The sequence below is a fragment of the Microcoleus sp. PH2017_05_CCC_O_A genome (assembly GCF_020738785.1).
Classification (GTDB): Bacteria; Cyanobacteriota; Cyanobacteriia; order Cyanobacteriales; family Microcoleaceae; genus Microcoleus.
Genome location: NZ_JAEQCB010000150.1, coordinates 1 through 19993, shown reverse-complemented (window position 1 = coordinate 19993; position 19993 = coordinate 1). Strand labels below are relative to the sequence as shown.

General features: G+C 46.7%; 17 protein-coding genes. 7 read left to right on the top strand and 10 right to left on the bottom strand.

Features of this window, described 5'->3' with window-relative positions:
- The 4 genes from JGK20_RS27095 to JGK20_RS27080 all read right to left on the bottom strand — a co-directional run.
- Positions 1-2021: efflux RND transporter permease subunit (locus JGK20_RS27095; RefSeq protein WP_293232783.1), on the bottom strand; the 2021-nt coding region annotated here is incomplete at its 3' end.
- A gap of 527 nt (positions 2022-2548) precedes the next feature.
- On the bottom strand, positions 2549-4498 hold the full coding sequence (locus JGK20_RS27090) for an efflux RND transporter periplasmic adaptor subunit (RefSeq protein ID WP_293232785.1): 1950 nt from the start codon (positions 4496-4498) through the stop codon (positions 2549-2551).
- Between the two features lie 753 nt (positions 4499-5251).
- Entirely contained in the window at positions 5252-5431 is a 180-nt protein-coding gene (locus JGK20_RS27085; protein ID WP_293181086.1) for a hypothetical protein, read from the bottom strand.
- Positions 5432-5687: 256 nt separating this feature from the next.
- The gene (locus JGK20_RS27080; protein ID WP_293181175.1) at positions 5688-6650 is read right to left on the bottom strand and encodes a glycosyltransferase family 9 protein; all 963 of its coding nucleotides are present in this window, start codon (positions 6648-6650) and stop codon (positions 5688-5690) included.
- A gap of 170 nt (positions 6651-6820) precedes the next feature.
- Between JGK20_RS27080 and ispD the strand changes: the two genes are divergently transcribed.
- Positions 6821-7519, top strand: coding sequence for a 2-C-methyl-D-erythritol 4-phosphate cytidylyltransferase (gene ispD / locus JGK20_RS27075; RefSeq protein ID WP_293232781.1), 699 nt, complete (start codon positions 6821-6823; stop codon positions 7517-7519).
- A 273-nt stretch (positions 7520-7792) separates the two neighbouring features.
- Positions 7793-8440 carry a Uma2 family endonuclease gene (locus tag JGK20_RS27070; protein ID WP_293196839.1) on the top strand — a complete coding sequence of 216 codons (648 nt, stop codon included), beginning with the start codon at positions 7793-7795 and terminating at the stop codon, positions 8438-8440.
- Positions 8441-8603: 163 nt separating this feature from the next.
- On the opposite strand, the gene JGK20_RS27065 is transcribed toward JGK20_RS27070, so the two are convergent.
- Positions 8604-9536: a LysR family transcriptional regulator gene (locus JGK20_RS27065; protein WP_293206748.1), complete on the bottom strand. Its 933-nt coding sequence runs from the start codon at positions 9534-9536 to the stop codon at positions 8604-8606.
- A gap of 475 nt (positions 9537-10011) precedes the next feature.
- Here JGK20_RS27065 and JGK20_RS27060 point away from each other — a divergent pair, with 475 nt between their 5' ends.
- From JGK20_RS27060 to JGK20_RS27050, 3 genes are all read left to right on the top strand, one after another.
- Positions 10012-10305: a hypothetical protein gene (locus JGK20_RS27060; protein ID WP_293191035.1), complete on the top strand. Its 294-nt coding sequence runs from the start codon at positions 10012-10014 to the stop codon at positions 10303-10305.
- A gap of 123 nt (positions 10306-10428) precedes the next feature.
- Complete coding sequence (locus tag JGK20_RS27055) at positions 10429-10683, top strand: hypothetical protein (RefSeq protein ID WP_293181071.1); 255 nt, start codon at positions 10429-10431, stop codon at positions 10681-10683.
- A gap of 320 nt (positions 10684-11003) precedes the next feature.
- Positions 11004-12095 (top strand): tetratricopeptide repeat protein, encoded by a 1092-nt coding sequence (locus JGK20_RS27050; RefSeq protein WP_293232779.1) that lies wholly within the window; start codon positions 11004-11006, stop codon positions 12093-12095.
- A 178-nt stretch (positions 12096-12273) separates the two neighbouring features.
- On the opposite strand, the gene JGK20_RS27045 is transcribed toward JGK20_RS27050, so the two are convergent.
- The 5 genes from JGK20_RS27045 to JGK20_RS27025 form a co-directional block, all read right to left on the bottom strand.
- Entirely contained in the window at positions 12274-14487 is a 2214-nt protein-coding gene (locus JGK20_RS27045; protein WP_293206750.1) for a phosphoketolase, read from the bottom strand.
- A 93-nt stretch (positions 14488-14580) separates the two neighbouring features.
- A complete protein-coding gene (locus JGK20_RS27040; protein WP_293201035.1) occupies positions 14581-14817 on the bottom strand; it encodes a hypothetical protein in 237 nt (78 codons plus the stop codon).
- Between the two features lie 35 nt (positions 14818-14852).
- The gene (locus JGK20_RS27035) at positions 14853-16091 is read right to left on the bottom strand and encodes a COP23 domain-containing protein (protein WP_293232777.1); all 1239 of its coding nucleotides are present in this window, start codon (positions 16089-16091) and stop codon (positions 14853-14855) included.
- Between the two features lie 2 nt (positions 16092-16093).
- The gene (locus tag JGK20_RS27030) at positions 16094-16753 is read right to left on the bottom strand and encodes a serine protease (RefSeq protein ID WP_293203224.1); all 660 of its coding nucleotides are present in this window, start codon (positions 16751-16753) and stop codon (positions 16094-16096) included.
- Between the two features lie 11 nt (positions 16754-16764).
- Positions 16765-17343 (bottom strand): COP23 domain-containing protein, encoded by a 579-nt coding sequence (locus JGK20_RS27025; protein ID WP_293181053.1) that lies wholly within the window; start codon positions 17341-17343, stop codon positions 16765-16767.
- Positions 17344-18159: 816 nt separating this feature from the next.
- On the opposite strand from JGK20_RS27025, the gene JGK20_RS27020 reads away from it, so the two are divergent.
- Together JGK20_RS27020 and JGK20_RS27015 are read left to right on the top strand one after the other, a co-directional pair.
- Complete coding sequence (locus JGK20_RS27020; RefSeq protein ID WP_293181050.1) at positions 18160-18765, top strand: hypothetical protein; 606 nt, start codon at positions 18160-18162, stop codon at positions 18763-18765.
- Between the two features lie 89 nt (positions 18766-18854).
- Positions 18855-19993, top strand: a 1139-nt coding sequence (locus JGK20_RS27015; protein WP_293232775.1) for a cytochrome P450, incomplete at its 3' end; no start/stop codon positions are given.

Here is a 19993-nt window from a genome sequence, read left to right as displayed (position 1 = left end):
ATTTTCACAGCAATTTGACTTCTGACACCGGACAAAACCTCATCCATCCGGTGAGAAATAAAACCGCCGATATTTGGTGCAACTCCCGGCAATTTCGCAAATTCCTGCCGCAAATACTCCAAAGTTTTCGACCGATTTTTCATTCCTTCCTCGCTCAAACCAATATCGATGTGAGCTAAATTGACACCCGCAGCATCAGCATCGCCCGGAGCTCTGCCCGATCGCACTTGCACGTATTCAAATCTGCGATCGTCCTTAAGTGCATCTTCCATCGCAAAAGCCGCGCTATCCGTCGTCTCCAAAGACACCCCCGGATAAAGCAGAATAGTATTCACCAAAGTTTGCTCCTGAAACTCCGGCAAAAACACCCGTCCAAAGGAAGGCAAAATAACTAAAGCAGCCACCATACTAGCAGCAGCTAAAACTAAAACTATCGCTGAATACCGCATTGATAATTGGATAAAAAAGTGATAGATGCGCTTGCAAAATCTCGGCAACCAAGGTTCCTTGGCACTCATGCGTTTGTTCGGCAATAAAATAGCACAAAGCGCCGGAGAAACGAACAGCGATTCTAAACTAGAAATCACCACAACCACCAAATAAGTAATCCCCATCGGCGTAAAAATTCGACCTTCTACACCCGGCAAAGTAAAAATCGGCGAAAACACCACAATCCCAATTACCGTTGCTCCAATTAACGAATCGCGCACCTCTTGAGAGCCATCAAAAATCACATCCATCACCGGGCGCGGATGCTCAGAAGCCGTATTTTCTCGTAAATTGCGGTAGGTATTTTCAGCATAAACAATCGCATCGTCGATCGCAGTGCCGATCGCCACCGACAAACCACCCAAAGTCATCGTATTCAATCCCAAACCCAGCCAATACATCGCTAGCAGCCCGAACAGCCAAGTTAGGAAGAAATCGAGCAAAACCACCGTCAGAGTGCGCCAATTCATCAAAAACGGGATGAGAATGATGGTGACAATGATACTGCCTTCCACTAAAGCCGATCGCACATTTTCCACCGAAGAGTTGATATACTCTTCCTGCCGGAAAGTCACTGTCACCTTAATATCCTTAGGTAAAGCTTGCTGTACCTCAGCCATTGCCGCCTCAACCGCCTTCGTTACCGTCGGAGTATCGGCAACGGGCTGTCTGTTTACCATCACAATCACAGCTTTTTTGCCGTTAAAACTGCCGTTTCCCCGCTTGATTGCAGCACCAATCTTGACATCAGCGACATCACCAATTCTGACGGGTGTTCCTTGACGAGAGGCGATCGCAGATTGCTGCAAATCTGCCACCGATTCAATCCGCCCCACGCCTCGAATTAACGTTTCTTTATCCGGTGTAATTAAATAGCCTCCCGGTGCGTTAACATTGGCAGCTTTCGCCGCTTCTGCAACTTGCTGCAAGGACACATTAAAAGCTTTTAGCTTAGCAGGTTCGACTAATACTTGATACTGCCTTTGTTCGCCGCCGTAAGCCACGATTTGAGCAACACCAGTCACTGCCAAAAGGCGATTTGTGACTTGCCAATCTACCAGACGGCGCACTTCCATCAGCGGAGTAGTTTCTGATGTAAAAGCATAGGTAATTACCAAACCAACCGGAGAAGTTGTCGGAGAAATTTGTGGTGTTTCTACCCCAGCCGGGAGTTTGCTTTGAGCTTGCTGCAACCTTTCGGTTATTAATTGGCGGGCTTGATAGATTTCTGTTCCCCAATCAAAGATTACCTTAATCGCAGAAAGACCGACAGCCGAAGACGATCGCACTGCTGTTACTCCCGGAGTTCCGTTAATCGCACTTTCGATCGGGAGTGTTACTAAAGACTCGATTTCTTCCGGTGCGAGGCCCGGTGCTTCTGTCTGAATTTCGACTTGCGGCGGTGCAAAAGGCGGGAAGACATCGAGGGACATTTTGGGGATGATATATAATGTCCAAAGGCTAATAATAATGGTGGCGAGAACGACTAGCCAGCGGCGATTAATTACCCATCTCAGAATAGTGCTGAACATTTAAACAGTTGACAGTTGACAGTTGACAGTTGACAGTTAAATAGCCATTCAATCTAGATTGACACCCAAGAATGAAATTAGGATGAAATCGTTTCTCTTTTAAGTCTGATTTATAAGTTATAGCGGTTCTCAGAAAGATTCGCGGACGTTGTTGGGCTTCAGCCCTCTTGGTTTAAGGGTTATGTAAGCTGTCAGTAGCTGTAGGGTGCGTCGCCATCTACAATCCTCAAAAAAAACGACAATCTCGTAGCGACGCACCTTACAAATCCTTTAAATAACCAATCGAATGTTCATCATAGTTATTATGAAAGCACCCAACAAATACTCACAAACTCTAAAAAACTTTGGCGAAACAGACTACAATCCAGTCCCGCCAAAGCGCTCAAAACGAGTAATCATGCGCGCTCAGTTCAAAGGGCGTAAAAAACCTATGATGTATATTTGTGATCGAGAAGAATCGCACAGATTTCTAGATGCAGATAAATGAATCAACTCTCAGACAAGGTGATTACTTGTAAACAAAAATTTTACTTTAAACTCTGGGTTTCTGCCTCCTGGCTTTTAACACGGTGGTTGTCATCATGCGGCAATTCATCTACTTTACTCGCATTGATTGCCACTGCGGAGGTAGAAAAACCATTTTTGGCATGACTTTGAGATGCTGCTAGTGCTGGAAATTTGCGCCGTTTTCCCAAAAATACCCCGGCTGTGAAAGTCAAGGATGCGATCGCAATTCCTCCCCCAACTCCCGCCCACAATAAAGACACAGGCAAATTATTAAAGTTAACCTCTGTTACCTTAGGACTTACCTCTTTCTTTTCCTCACTGGTTGATGGCTTACTACCGCCTCGCAGAGATTGTGCGTAAAGTTGAGGCGCCCGCTGGGTTACAATCAAATCTCCATCGAATAAACCGCTCTTAATTTCTACTAAATCCCCCGCAGTTTGACCGACTTCAATGTCAACCGCTTGATAAGCATCGCCATTTTGGACGTAAACGGTTTTTTTACCGCTAACATCTACTACCGCTGTACTCGGAATTGCTAAAACATTAGTAACATTTTTGTTAGTTAAAATTTCCAACTCAGCAAACAATCCCGGCTTTAACTCGCCGTTACTATTATCTAATTCTGCTTTCACTGGGATAACTCGCGTTTCTCCTTGCACGGATGAGCCAATTAAGGTGATTTTTCCCTTGAAAATACGATCGCCCAAATTAGCAACTTTTACCCTGACTTCCTGGCCCTGTTTTACCTGATTCAAATCTTTTTCGTAAATGTTGGCGGTGGCAAAAACCCGGCTGTCATTTAAGACGCTCATCAACGGTTTTTCAGCGCTTACAGACTCTCCTGGGGTGATGGCGCGATCGGCAATCGTACCAGAAATCGGAGCAATTACGGTGACAAGTCCTCGATCGTTCGCAACAGTGCCTAATTGTTGCAGCCGCGCTTGATAGGCTGCGTCGGCTAAGCGAATGCGCGACTGAGCGACTGCGACGGCTGTTTTGGCGCGTTTGACCTGATTCTCGGCTTCCAGCACTTCCCGGCGGCTCTGAGCCTTGGTGAGTTGAGCTTTTGCCTCTGCCACCTTGCCTTGGGAATCGCGCAATTCCCGCACCGGCAGATCTACTTCGGCTTGTTTAATTTCGGTTTCGGCTTTAATAACTTCGGGACGGCTTTTTGCCTTGGCAACATTGGCTTTGGCTTCGGCGAAGTGAGATTGCGACTCTAGCATTGTACGCCGCGCGATCGCCCCTGACGCAACTAACTCGCGATCGCGATCGAACTGTTCCTTAGCCACAGTCAGTTCAGTTTCCGCCCGCGCTATCTCTGCTTGCGCTATTTCAATCTGACGTTGATAATTTTCCTTAGCAACTTTGACAACTGAACGCTTGTTTACTAATTCTTGCTCTCGTTGGTACTGCTTAGTTACCGCTGTCAGTTGAGTTTGGGCTTGTATTATTTCTGCTTCAGAGATTTGAATTTGGCGATCGTAATTTTCTCGTGCTAGTTTCAAATCGCCTTGTGCTTGCTGCAAATCTGCCTCAGCTTCCGCTCGTTTCGAGAGAGATTCAACGCGCAACTGTCCTAATTCTGAACTCGACAAAACCGCAACCGGTTGACCTTTTGATACCTTGTCTCCAGGCTTAACTAACAACTCTACCACTTTGCCAGCTACCGAAGCCGTTACTTCTACCTTTTGGTTTGGCAAAGTTTCAATTTGTCCTGTGGTTTTGATGCCGATATCTAGTCGCTGTCGGGTAGCCGGAGAGACTTTAATTCCCAACCGTTTTGCTGTTTCGGCATCTACAGAAATAGCAGCAGGAGTTTGAGTTGTTTCGCCGCTTTGGTGAAATTCATTTCCGTGTCCCGCGTGGGCGAAAACTGCGGTAGGAGAATTTAGCAAAATTAGGCTTAACAAAGTTATTGAAAAGCTGCTAATAATTGCCGGAGATTGAGAATATTTGTGAAATATCATCGTTGGCATTTTCCAGGAAATGAGGTTGAGTGCCACAGGCTTAGCGGTTGGTATTTTGCCAAAAGAAGTAAGTCAACCGAATTAACCGGAGCTACTTATTAGCATTTTTCAAGAAACGACTGCTAAGCAATGACCAAGAGCTAAAATTTATCTCCTCAACCTAGTCTTTCACTGCCAAATGAAATTAGGATGAAATTTCGGCTCAGCAGCCCAGATACCCTCCAGATTCTAAAATCCGAAGATAAGTTTTACCTAATCCCAAGGAATTGCGCTGTAGATTTTTTGCTCGTTTCTCAAGTTCTTTCGCTTCAAGTTTCTTTGTTAAAATGCTCATGAACTCGTCCCCGGCTGCCTTTGATTTATGAGTTGTGTTTGATTCCAAGCTGTTCAAGATCATTGACTACCCCTGTATATAGCTTTGTAGTGATTCTCATACTTTAGAGGTAGCGCTGCTGAATTGTCTACAGTATTTTTACGTAAAAAATGAAATGATGTGAATTCAGACAACTTCTGACAGCCCTGTTCGAGCTATATTAATGTTATACGAAGGTTGTTACCACTTTTTTATTAGCTAGATTTCAGGCTTTTGTGAAGCAATTATTTCCTGAACAATTGACACCCTGTGATTCCTATCACTTGTTTTGTGTTGTGGCTTGGTGTCACATATTGCTTGGTGGAGCTAAATTACTGCTTGTACTAAGCTTGGTGCCACTCTTTCCTTTGCTCAATTTCTGCTTGTTCCGAATTCAAAATTTATTGATCTAATTTCTTTGTTTCCGGCTGTTTCGACTTTTTGAAAGTATCTTCAGCCATCAATAAAGTGGGTGCATCTGGTTTTTGAAGAGGGCGAAGCATGACCGGATATAAGTTATTAGTTATAATCCCATATTGATTGCGGTCATGCTTCGCCCCTACAGATATATTTGCTTGCATTGAGATGCACTCAATAAAGCTTCTTCGCGGTGGAGAATAATCGCAGTTTTTCAGTATATAGTGGAGCGAGCGAAAGATGAAGTATTGACCAATCAATCCCTCAATCCCTCAATCCCTCAATCCCTCAATCCCTCAATCTAAAATCTAAAATCTAAACTTCTGCCTCATCTTTTTGATAAAGACTATACAAGGGGCGGGTTAAGCAAGCCAACTTCCAGACAACAGATAATTCCCGTACAAAACCCGCCCTCTTAAATTAGCCTCCCCAAACTTTCTTCAAAACCTCTTGAGGAGAAATGTCAGCCATTTTACCAGTAGGAGATTTAATTCCCAAAAAGCGATCGCTCTTGGGCAGCAATTTTGCAGGTTCAGTCGGGCCGAACAAAGCTATTGTATAAGTTTGAACCGCCACAGCTAAGTGCATCGGCGCACTGTCAGTACACATCATCAAATTAGCAGCAGCAATGGTGGCCGCCAACTTGCCGACATCATCCGGCGAGATAACTTTTACACTCGGACAGAGTTCGACTAACTTTTTCACGAAGGCTTCATCTTCGGGCCCTTTCACCACCACAACGGGTAAATTTGGCTGCCGCTGCTGGCAGTCTTTGATGATTTGCTGCCAGTTGTCTATTGGGTAAATTTTGTCAATACCTTTAGACAAAGCTAGCTGACTCGAACCGCCGTGAATTAGAATGTAACCGCTTTCTTTGATTCCCAACCGCTGCTGTTCGGCTTCCGCCCACTGAATATCCTGTTTTGGTACACTAATTGCGATCGCAGGACTTGGATTGTTAATGTTGAATCCTTGGAGCAAATCGTGGTACATTGAAGCCGCGTACTGGTCTGTTTTCAGAGGTACCGAATCGGTGAGAAATCGAGCGCCGTTGGTTCCAGAATACCCAACTCTCTGGGGAATGCCTGTCAGCCACAGCAGAAGTCCTACAGTCCACCGCTGGCCGAGAGAAACAACTGCTTCGTATTCGCGATCGCGAATTACGCCCAGTAAATTTCCCAAATCAGCCATCGCATTGCGATCTTTGAAATTGTACGTCAAGACTTCTTTGACAGACTTGCAGACTCGGTAAGCGCCCTTCGCCCTCGGTTCCACGATGACATCAATCTGAGCCTCAGGATAAGACTGCTTGAGGTCATCAAGGGTAGGGAAAAATAAAATTTGGTCGCCAATCCCGCCTGGGACAAGTGCTAGTATTCGCATCATAAACGATCGGGCTATTATCTATCGAGGTAGCTCTCAGCGATCGGCTTTCAGCTATCAGCTTATAGTATTTTAAGACGTTAAAAGCTACTGGCTGACAGCAAAACAACTGACTGAAAATTACAGGACGCTTTTAATATATACCTAGTTGGGTGAAGAAGGGTTAGTTAATGCACTTATTAATTCCTGCGGCGGGTTCGGGGCGACGGATGGGTAGTCAGCGGAACAAACTGCTGCTGACTTTGCTGGAAAAACCTTTGCTGAGTTGGACTTTGGCCGCCGCTGAAGCTTCGCAGCAGATTAGCTGGATCGGCATTATGGGCCAGCCTGAAGATTTTCCTGATTTTAAGGCAATTCTGGGCGATTTAGCTTTGCTCAAGCCCGTGGAACTGATTCAAGGAGGGGCTACCAGGCAAGAGTCAGTTTACAACGGTTTGCAGGCCTTGCCGCCAAATGCCGATCGCGTGTTGATTCACGACGGCGCCAGGTGTTTAGCAACTCCTGAATTGTTCGATCGATCTTCAGCAGCTCTCTTAAGCTGTCCGGGCTTGATTGTCGCCGTCCCGGTCAAGGATACGATTAAGGTGGTGGATGAGTCTAGAATCGTGCGAGACACACCGGACAGAAGCAATTTATGGGCAGCCCAGACTCCCCAAGGATTTGAAGTGAAATTGTTAAAGCAGTGTCACCAACAAGGGCGGGAGAAAGGTTGGGAAGTTACAGACGATGCAGCTTTGTTTGAAAAATGCGGTTTACCAGTGCAAATTGTGGAGGGGGAAGAGACAAATTTAAAAGTTACAACGCCCGTTGATTTGGCGTTAGCTGAATTCATTTTGCGGCAGAGAACAGATAATACCAATTTAATGTGAAGTTGCACATATCTCGATCCCCCTAAATCCCCCTTAAGAAGGGGGACTTTGAGCGGAATCTTGTCCCCCCCTTATTAAGGGGGGTTAGGGGGGATCGGATTCGGGAGCAGCCTCATAAAAAATTGGTATAAGAGTAAATAAAATTTGTTGACTATTTTTAAGAACGGGCTTTCCGGCCCGTTCCACAATCAATAATTTTATTAATTGTGGAACAGGCCGGAAAGCCTGTTCCTTCTGTTATCCTAGAAATATCATAGCTGGAAGTAAAAAAATATGATTTCTGTTGCGCCGATCGCACCACCGTTACTCCGAGGCGAACAGCGAGTGGTGTTTAGAGATATTACTTGGGAGGGTTATCAACAACTGCTCCAGATTTTGGGCGATAAACGAGCGGCTACATTGACATTCGATCGAGGGACTTTAGAAATTACCATGCCTTTAGAAGAACACGAATTTTCAGCACGCTTAATCGAGTTTTTGATTCGGATTTTGGTGAGAGAACTAGGTTTAAAGATAAAAACAATGGGTTCGACAACCCTCGATCGATCGGATCTAGAGCGCGGTGCAGAACCCGATAATGCCTATTACATCCAAAATCAGCCCCTCGTAGCCGGTCGTACAGTAGATTTAGCAACAGATCCGCCACCCGATTTAGTCGTAGAAATAGATATCACCCATACTGATATTAACAAGCCTGCTCTCTATGCCAGTATGGGAGTACCGGAGTTGTGGCGGTACGATGGTAGAGAATGGCGAATTTATAAGCTGGAGAATGATGAGTATTTGGAAGTATCTGTTAGCCCCACTTTTCCGATTCTCCCCAAGTCCAAGCTCTACGAATTTTTGGCAGCAGCACAGGTAGATGAGGTAGAAGCGGAGGTGAATTTACGCAACTGGGTGAGAGAGAACACTGACGGTTGATTGATATTATTGGTTGTTCGTAATTATGGAGCTAGATTTTTTTTAACCGCAGAGGAACGCAGATAAACGCAGATAAAATCCCATCCGCGTTCATCCTTGTTCATTCGCTGAGATCTGCGGTCAAAAAATCCAAATCTATGCAATAACCAATAACTTAGGTTTATCATGAAGGATTAATCGGAAAATCAGTATCATATTCAATCTCTGTCGCACTTTTAACTAAATCCAAAAACGCAAACACGGCCGGAATTAACAGCGCATCCTTCAAAACAGCCACTCCAATTACCCTTTCAAAAGCCACCGGTAAACTGCAAACTTTTACCTCAGCAGGTATCGGTTCGGCCGCCAAACGCGGCATAATTGTAGCACCCAAACCGCCCATCACCATACTGACGATAGTTGAATCTTCGCTGAGTTCATAAGCAATATTTAAGGGAAACTCCGAAGTTGCTAAATATTTGCGTAGCGGTATAGAACAAGCTGTTTCAGGCGGCTGCAAAATCAGCGGATGATTTGCTAATTCTTCCCAAGTAATTTTTCCACTTGATAATTTAGCAGTTGGTGGCAACAACACAACGTATTTATCCCGCAAAATTTCTCTACTTTCAAATTCATCTGAGATGGGAAGAGAAACAAAGCCGATGTCTGCTTTGCCCGATCGCAAAGCTTCCTCCACAGCCTGGGTATAATAGACTTCGGTAATGCTGACAGCAATCTTGGGAAAGCGATCGCGAAATTGAGCAATAATACCCGGTAGGATATGAGTTGCGACGCTGCGAAACGTCACTATCCGCACCTGGCCTCCCTGCAAACCTTTTTCTAAATCCGCTTCTTTTACCATCATTTCTAACGATCGCACAATTTGACGCCCGTGAAGCACCACTCTTTCCCCCACCGGCGTCAGTTGAGCACCGTGTCGCCCCCGATGGAACAATTGCACACCCAATTCTGTTTCTAAAGAGGCGATGGCGTGGCTGACTGCGGATTGTGAAAGTTCCATTTGCAAAGCCGCTTCGCTAAAGTTTTCACAGTCGGCTACTGCTATCAAAGCCTGAATCTGGGAGAGTTTCATCCGCCGTGTGTTGATGTCATTCATAGCGTTTCCTAGAAGGAAGAGTTGACAGTTGACAGTTGACAGTTGACAGTTGACAGTTGACAGAGGGAAGAAGGAAAAAAGAAGCATCTCAGTTGTGCATTTACAGTGTTCCGCTCAAAAAAGGTTCGTAGTACGGACTTTAGTCCGCTCTTTAAAAAATGCTTCTTGAAAAACTGAGATGCTCCCAGGAAAAAGGACTCGAAGGCAAGGTTTTCAGCAATTAATAACGTCCTACTAACTGTCGGGTGCGGTTGGTATATTTATCTATCGATTTTATTCATACAACCTATGCAAGTAATGACTTGATTGTTGTTTTGCCCAGAGCTAGGGTGGATTTATCAGGTAAAAGATTTAATTGTACAGGAGTTGCAGAGCTATCAAAAGTGCTGTAATTGCGAGCAAGTTATTGCTTCCTTTTAGCTGCGATTTTTGATTGTGCAATTTTTGTTTAATTAAGAATTTGAAGGTGTTTGTTATGTCAACTTACGAAAAAGTGCGGTATCCCGAAAAAACAAGCGTTGTTTCGATTAACGAGCGAGCTAAATATGCCAAAAAGCCAAAAAGCCGATCGCTCTTTTCAGCTATCAATCAACTTTGGCAAGGTTTGCTCACCGCCGCTGCTGGCGAAAACGAGGTCAGAATTTGGCAAACCTGCGATCGCAATGGTAACACTTGCTGGCACGGTTGCGATCGCGCGACTGGTCGCTCTAAGAGCGCGGCGACAGATGACGAAATACGCGCTTGGATCGATCGGCGTTATTGCCAATAGTAGATTATTGCTTGTGTGGGGGAGTTTCGATTGTTTGCGAGCAGCCAAGATTTTGATAAACCAGCCCGCCAGAAAATTCGGGGAAATTGTTGATTTTGGATAATTAATTCCAAAGGAGATGCTATGCTTCAAAGATATTCCGAATGTGCAGCGCCAGATCGCATAATCCTCATGAAAAACGAGGTGTATAGGTTGCCTCAAAATCATCGAGAAGTTCAAGTCTTGTCAGGAATTGCTTGGATTACAGTTGACAAACAGGACATCATCTTGCACAGTCCAGAAAAAATATCGCTTCCACCGAGCAAAAACTTTGCTGTCATCTCCGCTCTCAACTATATGCCGCTGATTATGGCAGTCTGTTCAACAGTTGACAGTTGACAGTTGACAGTTGACAGTTTGAGAGCTACCTCTACCCTTAAGTCCGAGTATTGGAGTAATGAATAGTCTGATTTTAATTTCTCCCGATCGGGCGGGCTTTCAACCAATTCTTTATGGTAAGACATAAGCCAAGCCAAGCCATTTTCGATTTTGGATTGAAGAAGTGGAATTGACTGCTTGTGCATGAGTTTGCAACTTGCTTAAAGTTGCATTCTTTGTTGAAACTGGTATCAGAGGCTAGCGACACAGAAAAAAACTTGGCAGAAACACCCCAAAGAGGTCTATCTTATTTATAAATGGGCTTTTGGAGGACTCGATCGGTGTATTGCCACTCTTACCGCTTCAGCTATCTCGCAGCTATAAGTATTGTGGTATCGCCCGCACTCAGCTTGCTGGAAATTTCAGACGCTCGGGCATTTGCCCCTATTATAAATGCCAGGCCAGCTCGATCGGGCGATTCCCTACGGGATAGCTTCGCCCCGCGTGCCCAAGCAACAGATCCCAAAACGGAAGCAGACAAACTCTTTGAAACAGGAGTCAAACAGCACCGTGAGGGTTTGTTTCGAGAAGCAATCCAGACTTTTGAGCAAGTTTTGGCAATTCGCAAGCAACTAGCCGACAAACCGGGAATCGGAGAAACCCTCAACAATATCGGGGAAGTTTACACCGAAATGGGTTCGCAGTCCAAAGCTTTGGAAGTTTTGCGACAAGCTTTAGCCATTCACCGAGAAATCGGCGAAGGGCCCCGCATTGCCCACACTCTCAATCTCATCGGTTTCGTCAACCGACTTGCGGACAATTTTGACGAAGCGATGAAACTGCACCAAGAAGCTTTGGAACTTGCAAAAATTGCCAACGACCAAATTCAAATAGCAGAATCTTTTCACAACATCGCGGCAGTGTACGCAGAGCAGGTAAATTACGCAAAGGCGATCGAATTTTACCAGCAAGCGCGGACGATTCGCACCACAGAGGGCGATCGGCGCGATTTAGGCCGTACCCTCAATAACATGGGCGGCGTCTATTACAACATCGGCGACTTTAACAGAGCGATGGAATTTTACCATCAAGCCTTAGCAATTCGCCGGGAAATCGGAGACAGGGCTGGCGTCGCCCGCCTCCTCAACAACATGGCACTTACCTGTCGCAAACAAGGCAAAGATACTCAAGCGTTGATCTATTTTCAGCAAGCAATACCGATGTTTGAAGCTATCGGTGACAAGACAAGTATGGGACGCTTGTTTAACAATATGGGCGCGATTTATGAAAGTCTCCGTCAATATCCTAAAGCTCTCAACTCCTACGAGCGAGCTTTGAAAATTGCCCGCGATGGCGGCGATAAAGCTGGAGAAACTACGGCGATGGAAGGCATTAAACGATTGTCGTCCGGGCAGTCTTTGCCACAATCTTAAGCGCTCTTTCTTGGATTATTCAAGAGCGCTTGCATCGCAACAACATACCTTTCTTGGTACGTAGTTGCGCTTAAGCGCTCTTTCTTGGATTATTAAACAGCGCTTGCATCGCAACAACATACCTTTTCAATCCTTAAGAATCTCCCGGTAACAAACCGGGAGACTTGAAAATTATAACCTAACCAACTAGCCCGATCGCCCTTTTCGTCAAAGCATCAGCCGTCAACCCATTAAACGCCATCAACTCACCAGCACTAGCAGTCGTTTCCCCCCGCTTCCAAGCGAAAGTATCGCGCGGACAATTGCTGCGAAGCATCACCGGCTCCAACATCCCAGAAGCACCGCCTGTCACGCCAATCAAGGCATCTCCACCAAACATTTCGGCAAATTTCTCATCGCTCAAAAAGCCACCGTCAGCTTCCGAACAAGTATTCCAAGCAACATCGCTGGAACGGTACAAACGGCGGGGATTCACAACAGAAACAATCCGCACTCCCAAGCCTTCTTTCTCCAATGATGCCGCCGCTTCAAACACCGGCGTTAAAGTCATATCGCCGACAACAGCAAACACAACTTTCTTATTTCCGGTTGTTTCGTGCAACACAATTCCACCATCTTCTAAACCTTGGCGAGTCTGTGCAAAAGTAGTACGAATTGGCAGCGGCGACTTGCTCGCAGTAATCACAACTCCCTTATTTCTGGCACTCAAAGCCCAATCGTAACAAGCTTGAATGCTGTTAGCATCCGGTGGAAACAAAGGAAACACATTTCCGTTACGCATCATCGCCGCAAAATAAGCCTCAATTTCCGGGCGTTGGTGCGTCCAACCGTTGCGGCCTTGCTCCAATGCACCCGCTGTAAATAAGGTGACAGTTGCCGGAGTTGCACGGCGCAATTCTGCCATTGCTTGCGTTACAGTTTGCCAAATTGGTAAACCGTTGATGGCAAAAGATTCGTAGGAACACCACAAACTCCGCGCTCCAAATAGCGACAATCCTACTGCCAAACCCGCGCAAGCATCTTCGCTCAAAGGTTCGTAAACTTGACCGTTGGGCGATTGATTGTACAAATCATCCGTCGTCGGGTGAATGATTTTGAGAGCTTGGTTGATGTTGGCAATTGCCGATGCTTCGTTGCCGTCTGCATTGGTGACAAGAAAAGTGCGATCGCGCTCGCCGACAGTTCCCACCAAACGTCCCATTGCAGTTGTCGAAATCTTCGCTTCTCCACCAACCGCAAATTCTTCTAAAGGCAACTCGCCCAAATCTGCCAGCGGCAATGTAAACTCAGTAACAACGGTTTTCGCAGCAGGCCCGCCGCCCGCGCGCTCGCAATTTGTCCGCACCAACTGCCATGCCTCAGCAGTCAAAGCCCGCTGTTTTAAGGCGCTGACAATGTGCGGAGCATCCAGCGTATCTTTCGGATAAAGGTTGTGAGATTTTGCACCCAATGCGTGTACGCCTGCACCTTTTAACTGTTTGATAATAAACACAGTTAATTTGCCGCCGAGAGCAGATTTGGCTGCTTTGTCAACTCCTTCTAAAACAGCTTTGGTAAATGCCATCCGCTGTTCGAGGGAAAAAGCCGTGCTGTCAACATAAGCTTCCGGTTGATTTTTGTCATCAAATTCCTTAGCGTCAACTAAGATGACTTCTTTAAAACCGTTTCCTTGCCAATAAGCAATCATTTCAGCATTGGTTTTAGTCGAAACCATACTGTGATGTTCTTGGGAATATCCGTTCCAAACTAACACTGGCAAAAAGTTAGTAGCTTTCGGATAAGCTGTGTGGAAATGTCCCATGCTGCTCATCGGATAGGGTTCGCCCATCCCACCGTCGCCCATCGTGAAAGGAAACAGTTTGTCGGGGTGCAAAAGTGCGCCCGCCATTGCGAAATGCTGTCCTTGTCCGAGGGGGCCGGCTGGTGCTAAAAGGCCGGGAATGAAACCGGAAAGATGTCCTAACAAACCGTCTTTTTCGCGGAATTTATCGCGCGCTTGCTGTACTTTGGTAATTCCCATGTCTTCTAAAGATCGATCGAGAAACATGGCACTATAAAATCCTGGCGCGTGGTGCCCGACTTCGGTGACAATGTTCTTGTGTCCCAACATCACCAACGCAGCGTAGGCCTCAGCTTGGCTGGCAAAACCCCCCGGATGTCCCGATGCCTTGCTGGCTGTGATTTGCAGCGTTAAGTAGCGCAGGGCGTCTGCTCCGAGCATCGTTTGAAAGACGGCGGCTGGATCTGCTGGATCGGCGATCGAATTGCTTCCTTGGGCGATCGCAGGTGTTTTCCCGTAAGTCTCAAAACCCGGCACATTCTCCGAGAAATACTGGATTCCTTCACAAAAACTAGGAATTGCTGACGTTGCCTTCGGCGTAGTTGCAGTCATGCTTCTTTATACCTGAAAAATTTGACTTGGATTAAGTAACAGTAATTTTATAGCTTTTGTGTTGCAAAAAATCATCACTTCTGCTATGTCGAATCATAAATCTGTCAAATATCTCAAATTTTTATAGCAATCCCCAAAACGGTGACAACTTTGTTGATTGCTGAAACCATTAATTTTATTCCCTCTTCCTTCTTCCGTCTTCCTTCTTTTTACCTTGAGCGAAGCCGAAAGGCTATCTGCTTTTTTTACTCTGAGCGCAACCTTTCTATCGCGTCCGATCGATTGACTCCAATAAGTAAGGTTTGTAGTGCGGACTTCAGTCCGCAGCATAAAGCGGACTGAAGTCCGCACTACAAACTGTTTCTTTAGGGTTCGGCAATATCTACATCTAGTCGTTCCCCAAGATTAATATAAATCGGAGCGCCGCTTTCAAAAAGAGACGGTCTAGCCTTTTGATTCGCCAGCCAAACGAAGAAAGTGCTAAGTGCAGGAGCTGGATCTTGATCGCGGCGCAACGTGTAGATCAAACCTTCGCAGGGCCCGTTAATCCGGCTGCTCGTGCAAATCGCTTTTTGATTGTTTACCAGACCGACAGTGACATAATTAAGCTGTTTGTTGCGGTTATAATTATCTAGGCGTTGAGTCACTTGTTGACAGCGAGTCAGAGGATCGTAGCCAGCACTAGAAAAGAAATTAGAATTCCAGCGAATCCAAGGCTCTCTAAACCCTTGGGGATTTTGATATACAGTCACTGGTTCTCCTGTTGAGGTATCGCACACAAATCCCCCCCGCTGGAGATTCGGTTGAGTTTGGGGAGAGCTGCGGTTGATGGCAATATTGCTGAGAATATCAAACCCGTTAGGCTTGGTTTGCGATCGCAACGCCGTAAAAGCATCGATCGGGATTGCAGCATTCAACCCAGTTTTAATTTCCTCAGTCTGACCGTTCCACTGGCTCTGCACCGTACCAACAGTATCACCCTGGCCGTGAATTCCCACAACCCTGCCATCAGCATCAAATACAGGCCCGCCACTCATCCCACGCCTTGTCACAGCTTGATAGCGCAATCCGTACCCGGATGATGCGCGACCGACGCGAGAAGAGATAATACCAGCAGTAAATTCGAGTTTTCTTTCAGATCCAGAGGCGACTGGTAGCGGATAGCCAGCAACGTAAATAGTAGAACCGACAACAGCACGTTGCGATTCACCGATCGGCGCTACTGGATACCGATCTCGGCTCTGAAACTGGATCAAAGCTAAGTCTATATCGCGATCGTTTTTCGGGAGTCGCTGTATTCTGATTGCTGTATAGCTTTTTTCCGAATGAGTGCGAATGCTGTATTCTTGGGCGAGACTTGCCACTACGTGATTCGCCGTCAGAACAGTGTAAATATTCCCCTGTTTAGCAATAATTACTCCTGAGCCACCAGCCGCAAAACCCAGCGTGTTGTTCACTTCTACAGTTGTGAACATCGCTAGCTCCGCAACTTCTTGGGCTGTTTTAGCACAAGCAGCATATTGTGGGCCGACAATTGCTGCCGCCGTTACTGCACCGGTCAAAATGACTGTCAGCGCATCAAACCGCAAACCCCACGAATTCATCGCTAACTCTCCACATGAGACGAGACGAACTGCAAATATGTACTGATAGGAATTCCCCAACTAGATTTAACCATCTTTTCCAATAATTCCGGCGTCGGTTCACTTCCATCTTCAAAAGCATAGACGCCAAAACCGGGATCTCGATACTTACCTCGACCGTTAATCCCAACCAAGAAACCTTTGGCATTAAAAATCGGGCCGCCGCTCATGCCAATTTTAACCTCATTTGTATAGCCCAAGCTATAGCCTTCAGGTAAAGATTTTGGCAGCAGCAGTTCTACGAACCCCTGCGCTACGGCCAACGCCCCAGTCTCCGCAGGGAATCCGGCCGCCAGCAGCGGCTCTCCCACCGCTGGCTGCTGCGCGCCAATCGGCGCTACTTTATACTCGATCGCGCTGCGAAATTTAGCGATCGCCAGATCCGTATCGCCCAGTCGCTGCGGAACTCCCAACAGTTGGTGGATCTGGCCGTCGCTCGTGATAATTGTGCGATCGCCCTTGTCGAAAGCCACAACGTGCCAGCTAGTCAACACAGTATACGTTTGTCCCTGGCGCTGGACGATCGCCCCAGAACCCGAGGATTTCGAGGTCTTGATGCGTATCGTCGCCTGTCGCGCCAAGTTTTCCACGTCACCCCCGGGAATTGGCAATGAGATTGGCAATTTTCCAGTCTTTACCGCAGTTCCGAGGGCCCAGAAAAAGGGGGCAGTTGCGCCCGATCGCCCATATTTTCCCCTAGTTTTTCCCCTAGCTTTTCTCTCACATCAATGTAAGGAATTTGGCTGCTTTCCTCCGTAGAGGGCATCCCCACCTGTCCTTGACGCCAAGCTAACAAATTATACAAAGAGCCGATCGGGTCTTGGCCCGGCCGCAGGGTATAAATCAAATTTTGGCACACACCATTGACTTGATTCGCCGTGCAGATGACATTTTGGCCGTTCATCTGACCAACGGTAATGTACCTCAGCATTCGGTTGCGGCGATAGCTTTCGAGGCGTTGGCTGACCAATTGACACCGAGTTGCCGGATCGTAGCCCGAACCGGAAAAATAATCAGAAGTCCACTCAATCCAAGGCTCTACTGCACCTTGAGGGTTTTGGTACAGCGTCACCGGCGCACCTGTCGAGGTGCTGCACCAAAATCCGCTTTCCCCCACTGTCGGCCGGGCATAACTTGGCGCAGAAGCCACTGTCAGAGCGCACAGGGCGATCGCTGCTGTCGCCAAAACTTTTGTTAATTGCTGTTCGATCATGTTTTCGCTCGATTTTTAGTAAATTTGTTACAAAAAGCACCTGATTCTGCGATAATAATCTTGATACGCAAGTTAATTAGAGATCCAAATCACAGCAAATTTCAGCTCGATCGACTGCACATCAGAAACTCGGAATCATGGCCGACACTCACAGGTGCAGCCTTACGGAAACCAGTTTTTTTTGTACTTCAGTTTGCTGAAATCTTCTGTATGTTGTTCGCTACTTGTACATTCCTTATCGCGGTGCTTTCGGCGCGGTTGTTGAACCATGCCACAATACGTGGCCAACTCTAAATTCTGTCGTCATTACTACTATCAAACTCAAGCTTTCGCCAACCGGAAAGAGGCTGTTACCTCAGACCTTGGAATAGCTAAATTTGCATCGGGTACATCACACCACTGACAAGGTATTTGATCTAACTTGTGATTTAAATCGCGAGGTCGATCTGCGGAGATACGAAGACGGCAGGGTTGCACCAATGAGGGGAGATACCCCTCTTGTGTAATCTAACACTAAAATAAAGGTATTAGCAAGCAATATTTCGGACATTTTTGATTGCCGACCGTAGAATCAGGGTTTCATGGCGATCCTCTGCGAGGGCTACGCTAACGAGGCACACGATACGCTTTCGGGTAAATCAAGGGTTTCAGGCTGCGATCTAAAAACTGTCCGGACTATTAAACAATAACTCTGAACTTATTTTCGTCTTCATACTGCGGAAATACTTCTAAGTGAGTGTAATTAGGGATTAAGTGCTTGCTACCACCAAAATTCTGCCCGACCTACACTGACGTTTAGTTGAGTATTAAAAAGTTATGAACCTTATCTGCAAACAGTTCGGGTATTTAGCGACTGGATTAATTTTGATCGGGGGTAGCAGTTGTTCTAGCTACGATGCAGCAGCTAAATCAGCCGAAAACCAGAGCCAACCCTCAGCAAGAACCCGTCAGTTCCCGCACCTACAGCTAACCGGCAATCAACTTGATAGTCGATCGGCCCCACCGGAGCCCTCTAACTCTGTTAGCTCGGTTTTACCGAGTACCAAAGTACCAGAAAGCACAGCTACAGTTACGGTTTATGAGGTAGACAATCTTTGTCAAAGTCTGAAGCCAGCAACAGTTACAGGCCCAGATAACCAGTTAATGTCATCGGCCGTTAATGAAGTATTAAAGCAGGAGATTTTCGCTAGTCTGGGTTTAGTTGGTTATCGGCTTAAAATCGATCGCGACCTCGGCATCGCTACCGTAGATTTACGGGCCTCAGGGAATTCGCGCCAGAAATTGCAAAATCTGTCAAGCTGTCAGATGTTAGGTTTGTTCGGAGGCGTGCGCCAAACCCTAACCAGTTATGCTCCTTGGCAAATTAAAACAGTCCGTTTTACAGAGCTCGGACAGGACATTGTGAGTACCGTTCGAGAATAATCTCTTAAAATTATGGGAGAGCGTACAACCCGCTTTCTGCGGGATTCCTATGGATGTTACCCGCGTCCTCTAACAGCGCCATAATTTTTATGACCCTACCTGACGGTCCCAAAACCCCCCGCTTCTTGCAGCTAATTCAATGGATTGGCGATCCGCTGACATACATGGACGGCAACGCCAAAAAGTACGGGGAGATTTTCACGACTCGATGGGGCAACCTTGAACCCTTCGTGATGATCCACAGCCCGCAAGCGATCCAGGAAATGCTCAACAGCAAGGCGCTTGATGCTCCAGGCGATATCAACGGTATTCTCAAACCAGTCCTGGGGGAACAATCGATGATTGTAATCTCCGGAGAAAAGCACAAACGGCAACGTCAATTATTGATGCCACCCTTTCACGGGGAACGGATGCGAAACTACGGCCAGCAAATTTGCGATATTACCCAAGATGTTGCTAGCAAGTGGAAGGTCGATCGACCTTTTGTCGCCCGCACAGCCATGCAGGAAATCACCATGCGGGTAATTTTGCAAGTAGTCTTCGGACTGAATGAAGGGCCGCGGTTGCAGCAACTTTCCCCGCTGCTGGCTTCAATTATCGATATGACCGGCTCTCCGGTGCGATCGAGTATCCTATTTCTGCCCTGGTTGCAGCAAGATTGGGGCCCTTGGAGTCCTTGGGGACGCATGAAACAGCAGCGCCAAAAAATTCACGAACTGATGGACGGCGAAATAGAAGAGCGCAAACAGCAACCAAATGCCGATCGTACCGACATTCTCAGCTTAATGATGGCCGCCCGCGACGAAAACGGCGAACCAATGACGAATGAAGAATTGCGCGACGAATTAATGACGCTGTTGTTTGCTGGCCACGAAACCACAGCAACAGCGCTAGCTTGGGCCTTTTACTGGATTCACAGTTTGCCCTCGGTACGCCAGAAACTGCTGCCAGAATTGGACAGTTTGGGCGAAAACCCCGACCCAATGGAGATTTCCCGCTTGCCTTACCTGAGTGCAGTTTGTCAAGAGACACTGCGAATTTACCCAGTGGGAATGCTGACATTTCCGCGAGTAGTGCGGGAACCCGTGGAACTAATGGGCCATCAACTCGAACCGGGTACGGTGGTTTTCGGCTCAATTTATTTAACCCACCGCCGGGAAGATTTGTATCCAGAACCGCTGCAATTCAAGCCTGAACGGTTTTTGGAGAGGCAATTCTCGCCTTACGA